This is a genomic window from Curtobacterium sp. PsM8 (assembly GCF_030433875.1).
Lineage (GTDB): Bacteria > Actinomycetota > Actinomycetes > Actinomycetales > Microbacteriaceae > Curtobacterium.
Genome location: NZ_JARUXD010000118.1, coordinates 1 through 6,279, shown reverse-complemented (window position 1 = coordinate 6,279; position 6,279 = coordinate 1). Strand labels below are relative to the sequence as shown.

Below are 6,279 nucleotides of genomic sequence, written 5' to 3'. Positions count from 1 at the left end.
CGCCCCCCCCCCCCCCCCCCCCCCCCGCGTCTCGGGCCGCCGCCCCCGCCCCCCCCCCCCGCGGGGGGGGGGGGGGGGCGCGCGCCCCCCCCCCCCCCCCCCCCCCCCCCCCCTCGCCGGCTAGGCCGCGATCGAGGCGACCTTCTCCGGGTAGTGGCACGCCGCCCGGTGGTCGACGTCCTCGCCACGACGGGGCGCCTTCTCCGGCTCGTCCGTCTCACAGCGGCGACGTTCCGCCTCGGGCAGGATCGCGAAGAGCGGGCAGCGCGAGCGGAACCGGCAGCCGGTCGGCCGCTCGGTCGGGCTGGGCGGGTCGCCCGGCAGCAGGATCGTCGTGCGGGCCCGCTCGACGACGGGGTCCGGCACCGGCACGGCGGACATGAGCGCTGCCGTGTAGGGGTGCATCGGGCGTTCGAACACCTCGTCGACCGCGCCCTCCTCGACGGTGCGGCCGAGGTACATGACACTGACGCGGTCGGCGACGTGCCGGATGACGGACAGGTCGTGCGAGACGAACAGGTAGGACAGCCCCAGGCGCGCCTTGAGTTCGGCGAGCAGGTTGAGCACGCCGGCCTGGATCGACACGTCGAGGGCCGAGACGGGTTCGTCGAGGACGATCAGGTCGGGCTCCACCGCGAGGGCTCGGGCGATGGAGATGCGCTGCCGCTGCCCGCCGGAGAACTCGTGCGGATAGCGGTCGGCCTCGGCGGCCCGCAGTCCGACCAGGCCGAGCAGTTCCGGCACGCGCTCGTCGATCCGGGAGGCCGGAGCGCCGATCGCCCGGAGCGGCTCCGCGACGACGTCGTAGACCGACATGCGCGGGTCGAGGCTGGCGGACGGGTCCTGGAAGACCATCGAGATGCGCTGCCGCAGTGCCCGGGTTCCGGCCGCGCCGCGTGCGGTGGCGTCCGCGAGGGACTCACCGAACAGCTCGACGGTGCCCGCTTCCGGACGCTCGAGGTCCATCAGCTGGTGCAGGGTCGTCGACTTGCCGGAGCCGGACTCGCCGACCAGGCCGAGGGTCTCGCCCCGGCGGATGTCGAGGTCGACACCGTCGACGGCGAAGACCTCGCCGACCTTGCGGCGGAAGACGGCGCCCTTGACGAGCGGGAAGGTCTTCGTGAGGCCCTCGACGTGCACGACGGGCTCGCGGTCGGTGCGGGACGCCGCCACCGCGGCGGCGTGCTCGGGGATGACGGGCAGGGAGAAGATCCGGCCGGCGTCCGCGTGCGCGGCGGCGACCTCGGCGGTGCGGTGGCACGCGGCGGTGTGGCCGGCGGCGTGCGACGGCGCCCCAGCGGCGGCCGCGCCGAGGCCGGCAGCTGCGGCGTCGGCGGTGTCGAGGCCCGCAGCGGCGTCGACGGCGGTGACCCCGATGCCGACCGGCGGTGCGAGGACCGGCTCGGTCGACCGGCAGACCTCGCTGACGAGCGGGCAGCGCGCCGCGAAGGGGCAGGCGTCCGGCAGGCCGATGAGCGACGGCGGCGACCCGGGGATCGGCACGAGCGGCGACCGGTCGGTGGCGTCGAGCCGCGGGAGCGCCCCGATGAGCCCGATCGTGTACGGCATGCGTGGCCGGGCGAACAGCTCCTCGGCGGTCGCGGTCTCGACGATCCGACCGGCGTACATGACGGCGATCCGGTCGGCGATGCCCGCGATGACACCCAGGTCGTGGCTGACGAACACCAGGGCGGCGCCGGTCTCGCGCTGGGCGGTCCGGAGCACCTCGATGATCTGCGCCTGGATCGTGACGTCGAGTGCTGTGGTGGGCTCGTCGGCCAGGATCACGTCCGGGTCGTTCGCCATCGCCATCGCGATCATGGCGCGCTGCCGCATGCCGCCGGAGAACTCGTGCGGGAAGGCGTCGACGCGGCGGGCGGGCTCGGGGATGCCGACGAGCCCGAGGAGCTCGATGGCCCGGGCCCGGGCCTCGGCCTTCGAGGCACCGCGGTGCAGGCGGACGGTCTCGGCGATCTGGTCGCCGATCGTGTACACCGGCGTGAACGCGGACAGCGGGTCCTGGAAGACCATCGCGACCTTGTCACCGCGCAGGCGGCTCATCTGCTTGTCGGAGCGACCGAGCAGTTCATCGCCGTCGAGTTGGACGGAGCCGGTGACCTTCGTGGTGTCGGGCAGCAGGCCGAGGACGGCCAGGCTCGTCACCGACTTACCGGACCCGGACTCGCCGACGATGCCCAGGACCTCGCCACGGCGGAGTTCCAGGTCGACGCCGCGGACCGCGTGCACGGTCCCCCGCGGGGTCGGGAAGCGGACGTGCAGGTCACGGACCCGCAGGATCGGCTCGGTGCTGGTCGTCGGCGTCGCGGCCGACCCGTTCGTGATGGTGCTCATGCTGCTTCCCCGGTCGTCAGTGCGGCGGTCATGCGCCGGAACCGGCCTGTGTGTTCAACGCGGCCACGTCCACGGCCGCCTGGTTCTGGTCACGACGGCGGTTGCGCTTCTCACGCTTGCCGGTCGTCGAGGTCGGGTCGAGGGCGTCACGCAGGCCGTCGCCGATCAGGTTCGCCGCGATCGCGAAGACCACGAGCGCGCCGGCCGCGAAGTAGAACAGCCACGGGCTGGTCAGCGCGTTGTCCTGGTTCTGGGCGATCAGCGTGCCGAGCGAGACGTCCGGCGGCTGCACGCCGAAGCCGAAGTAGCTCAGGGTGGTCTCGCCGAGCACCGCGGTCGCGACCTGGATCGTGCCGTCGATGATGAGGAAGGACGCCACGTTCGGCAGGACGTGCCGGAAGATGATCCGGAACGGGCCGATCCCCATGTACCGGGCGGCGCGGACGAACTCGCGCTCCTTGACCGACAGGGTCATCGAGCGGACGACGCGGGCGGTGATCATCCAGCCGAACAGCGTGATGAGCACGACCAGGACGATCCACCCGGCGTTCTGGATGCGCGGGCTGATGATCGCGATGATGAGGAACGACGGCAGCACGAGCAGCATGTCGACGAAGAACATCACGATGCGGTCGACCCAGCCGCCGAAGTACCCGGCGGCGGCACCCGTGATCGCGGCGATGGCGGTCGAGAACACGGCGACGAGCAGGCCGATGAGCAGGCTCTTCTGCATGCCGCGGGCCGTCTGGGAGAAGACGTCCTGGCCGATGCCGTTCGTGCCGAACCAGTGCGTGGCGCTCGGCGGCCGGGTGAACGCCGTGTAGTCGATCTGCGAGTACTGCCAGGGGCTGACGAGCGGGCCGAGGAACGCGAAGGCGAACAGCAGCACGATGACGATGACGCCGATGCCGGCGCCGCGGTTCATGAACAGCCGTCGCGTGGTCTGCAGGAACCGGTTGCCCTGCCGCTTCGGGCGGGCCGGGGTGTCGCTCTTCGCGATGAGCGACGGGTCGACGGGTTCGATCCGGGTGTCGGTCATGTCATGCCCTCCTGACGCGCGGGTCCAGCGCGGCGGTCGCGACGTCGGCGAGGAACCCGGAGATGAGCACCACCACCGCGGCGAACAGCGTGTACGCCGTCACGACGTTCACGTCGTTGCCGTTCACCGCGTCGATGAACCACGAGCCGAGCCCGTTCCACGCGAAGATCTTCTCGGTCAGGGTCGCGCCGGTCAGGATGCCGAGGAACCCGTAGGCGAAGAGCGTGGTCATCGGGATGAGCGCAGTACGCAGGCCGTGCTTGAACGTGGCCCGTCCCCGCGTCAGCCCCTTCGCCCGGGCGGTCCTGAGGAAGTCCGAACCCAGGACGTCGAGCATCGTCGCTCGCTGGTACCGGCTGTAGATGGCGATCAGGCCCAGCCCGATCGAGATCGTCGGGAGCAGCAGGTGCGCGCCGCGGTCGACGAGCAGCGTCCACGCCGACCCGTCGAGACCAGGGGTCGCCTCGCCCGTGAAGTTGATGAGCTGGCTGCCGGCGTCCTGGTTCAGCTTCGTTGCACTGATCTTCAGGATGACCGCGGTCAGGAACACGGGAGTCGAGAACAGGACGATCGAGATCGCCGCGCTGACCCGGTCCGAGATCTTGTACTGCCGGATCGCGTTCCACACGCCGACGAGGACGCCGAGCACGATGCCGGCGATCGATCCGACGACCAGCAGCCGGAGACTCACCCCCAGCCGCGGGAAGAACTGGTCGTTGACCGAGCGGTCCTGGATCGTCTGCCCGAGGTCACCGTGCACGACCCCGTCGAGCCAGTGCCCGTACCGGATCACCACGGGGGTCTTGTCGTTGACGCCGATGTCGTCGAGCTTGGCGTCGATGACCTGTGCCGAGGGCGCAGGGTTCCGCTGAGCGTAGACGGAACGGGGGCTGAACGTCGCTGACGCGAGGAAGTAGGTCAGCGAGGTCGCGAGGAACACGAGCACGACGTAGTACACGAATCGACGCGCCAGGAAGCGGATCATGGAGGCCACCATAGGGCCTCGTTTGTTTCCGGTACATGTCGTCGCCCCGCCGGGCTCGTAACGAAAGTACGTCGGATACGGAAAATGCCCGTCGCCCCCGCTCGGGGGCCCTAGGCTCAGCGACAACTTCCAGAGGGGAACGAAATGAAGCACAGGAACGTCCTCGCGGTGACGGCGACCCTCGCCGGGATCGCACTCGCCGTGACCGGTTGCTCGGGCGGATCAGGTGGATCCGGCGGGTCCGGATCCGACGACTCGGGCAAGAAGACGCTGCCGACCTCGGCACAGATCAACCCGAAGCCCGTCTCCGACCTCGCAGACGGTGGCACGCTCCGTCTGCCGATCTCGCAGTGGATCTCGCAGTGGAACTACAACCAGGTCGACGGCCCGCTCGTCGACGCGTCGACGATCGAGCAGGCGACGATGCCGTACGTCTACACGATCGACGGCAAGGGTGCCCCCACCCTGGACACCGACTACGTGTCGAAGGCCGAGGTCACGAGCGACGACCCGCTCACGATCTCGTACACGATCAACGACAAGGCCAAGTGGAACGACGGCTCGGAGATCACCTGGCGTGACTTCGAGAACGAGTGGAAGACCACCAACGGCACGGACAAGGCCTACCTCATCGCCGGCTCCACCGGCTACGAGGACATCTCCTCCGTGACCAAGGGCGCGACCGACAAGGACGTCGTGGTCAAGTTCTCCACCCCGTTCTCGGACTGGAAGTCCCTGTTCAGCCCGCTGTACCCGGCCAGCCAGACCAGCACGCCGGACCAGTTCAACAACGGCTACAAGGGCAAGGTCCCGGTGTCGTCCGGTCCGTACAAGATCACGGACCTGAACGAGACCGCCGGCACCGTCACCATGAAGCCGGACGAGAACTGGTGGGGCGACAAGCCCAAGCTCGACCAGGTGATCTTCCGCTCGCTGGACGGCAACGCCGACGTCGACGCCTACCTGAACAAGGAGATCGACTCCGTCCTGACGACGACGTCGGAGCGCTTCGACCGGGTGAAGAACGCGAAGAACACGAAGATCCTCGCGTCGACGTCCGCCCAGTACACGCACGTCGACTTCTCGACGAACGGTCTGCTCAAGGACAAGCAGCTCCGGCTGGCGATCCAGCACGCCGTGAACCGTGACGCCCTGGCCCAGGTCATCGGCGGGACGCTGCCCTACAAGCTCGGCACGCTCGACAACCACCTGTTCCTGTCCACGGACAAGGGCTACAAGTCGAACATCAAGCCGAACGCCACCTTCGACGTCGAGAAGGCGAAGAAGCTGCTGGACGACGACGGCTGGAAGACCGACGGCACCTACCGCTCGAAGGGCGGCAAGCAGCTGGCGATCGCCATCACGATCCCGTCCGGTGCCCCGACCTCGCAGCAGCTGGCCCAGGTCATGCAGCAGCAGCTGAAGGAGATCGGCGTCAAGCTCACCCTGAAGTCGGTCGCCACGGACGACTTCTTCGAGCAGTACGTCACCCCGGGCAACTACGACATGACGATCTTCGTCTGGGGCGGCACCGGCTTCCACTCCAGCTCGGCGACGATCTACACCTCGGGTGCCACCGGCCAGAACTACGGCCGTGTCAGCTCGGATGCGATCGACAAGCTGACGAAGCAGGCACTGTCCGAGCCGGACTCGGACAAGGCCAACGTCATCTGGAACAAGATCGACAAGCAGGTCTGGTCGATCGGGCACTCGATGCCGATCACGGCGAAGCCCGCGCTGGTCGCGCAGAACCCGAAACTCGCCAACTACGGCGCGTTCGCGGGTGCGCAGAACATCGACTGGACGAAGGTCGGCTTCACCAAGTAGCCACCGACGGACAGACACGGAGGGGGGGGGGGGGGGGGGGGGGGGGGGGGGGGGGGGGGGGGGGGGGGGCGGGGGG

Annotated in this window: 4 protein-coding genes; 1 reads left to right on the top strand and 3 read right to left on the bottom strand. The window is 69.4% G+C overall.

All coding sequences use genetic code 11. The features are described from left to right. Nucleotides 1–120 precede the first annotated feature (120 nt). The 3 genes from QCD68_RS16680 to QCD68_RS16670 are packed head-to-tail and all read right to left on the bottom strand — an operon-like array spanning nucleotide 121 to nucleotide 4,376. On the bottom strand, nucleotides 121–2,352 hold the full coding sequence (locus tag QCD68_RS16680; RefSeq protein WP_253467727.1) for a dipeptide ABC transporter ATP-binding protein: 2,232 nt from the start codon (nucleotides 2,350–2,352) through the stop codon (nucleotides 121–123). 28 nt (nucleotides 2,353–2,380) lie between these two features. Then, nucleotides 2,381–3,391, bottom strand: coding sequence for an ABC transporter permease (locus QCD68_RS16675; RefSeq protein WP_301223830.1), 1,011 nt, complete (start codon nucleotides 3,389–3,391; stop codon nucleotides 2,381–2,383). Nucleotide 3,392: 1 nt separating this feature from the next. After that, entirely contained in the window at nucleotides 3,393–4,376 is a 984-nt protein-coding gene (locus tag QCD68_RS16670; protein ID WP_301223829.1) for an ABC transporter permease, read from the bottom strand. 144 nt (nucleotides 4,377–4,520) lie between these two features. On the opposite strand from QCD68_RS16670, the gene QCD68_RS16665 reads away from it, so the two are divergent. Continuing rightward, nucleotides 4,521–6,203 (top strand): ABC transporter family substrate-binding protein, encoded by a 1,683-nt coding sequence (locus QCD68_RS16665; RefSeq protein ID WP_301223828.1) that lies wholly within the window; start codon nucleotides 4,521–4,523, stop codon nucleotides 6,201–6,203. Nucleotides 6,204–6,279 lie beyond the last annotated feature (76 nt).